Here is a 1017-nt window from a genome sequence, read left to right on the forward strand (position 1 = left end):
GTTCATTTATGGAGGATATAGCTACCTATTTTCCCTATAGTGGGTGCGCTTCTGGGCGATGAGCGCACTGGATAGGATGAAAGCCCGTACGCATCCGTCAGAGTCACAGACAAAGGGCTTGCCTTGGATAGGCTCGTACACGGGATATTCTTGTGTATCAAATCTTGGCGTGTGCATCCTGGAGGTGTTCGTGTACTCCCCTGTATTGACGAAATGATCACTCTGAACCGTCAACTCTGGGGGTAGACTGTCCAGAGGGATATGTGAAGAAGGAGCGCATAAGATGTCAGGATCTTCATTGCTACTGGAAATGCGACAAGTAGTAGATGGATCCATAACCCATGTTGTGGCACCGTCTTCAACTTCCAGGTGTTGTGCAGCCGTTGATTCGGTGAGTGTTAATTGGGTTATTTGTTCTTCTCCACGGCAATGCACAAAATCATGCCCGGTCGATCTGTTTACGGTACAAAATGTGCCTTCACCAGGGTAGATATATGTGCTGCCCTCAGGGTGTATGGCAATGCTGCCTGTCGATATCACCTCTACTGGCTGCAACGGAGTAGGGTGAAGAGATCTGCTCTTCTCTCCTGATGCATAAGTAGCAGTTGCAGACAGGCCGATCACTACGCAAAGACTGCTGACAACAAAGTTCAGTCTGAAAATCATTTCCTTACCCCCGTTAAAAAGAACAAGGAAAATAGCATAATATCTGGCGGCCGCTTGAAATGTTGGTGTTTACGGCGCTGAATCTTGTCCTGCCAGTTGGCCATAAGAGGGGCGAACCATCCCAGTAGTACATTTATGGGGGAATAGCTTATTTTCCCCCATAGTGGGATCGCTTGTGTCTGGTGAGAGCACTGGGTTCAGAGAAAGACCAGTAGCACTGGTCACACTCATAGGGCTGGTACATCTGGAGGTAGCGTTTGTACAGGAGATATGTTTTTTTATCCATTCTCAACATGTTCATACTGGAGGTGCTCGTGGGCAGCTGATCGCTGTCAGGCTGACTCTGATTCA

At 48.2% G+C, this 1017-nt stretch carries 1 protein-coding gene; it reads right to left on the bottom strand.

Annotation, left to right across the window (positions count from 1 at the left end):
- Positions 1–814: 814 nt before the first annotated feature.
- On the bottom strand, positions 815–1017 hold a 203-nt coding region (locus tag E1189_RS23440; protein WP_230460106.1), incomplete at its 5' end, for a C2H2-type zinc finger protein.

Source organism: Parendozoicomonas verongulae (genome assembly GCF_009711465.1).
In the GTDB taxonomy this organism is placed as follows: Bacteria; Pseudomonadota; Gammaproteobacteria; order Pseudomonadales; family Endozoicomonadaceae; genus Sansalvadorimonas; species Sansalvadorimonas verongulae.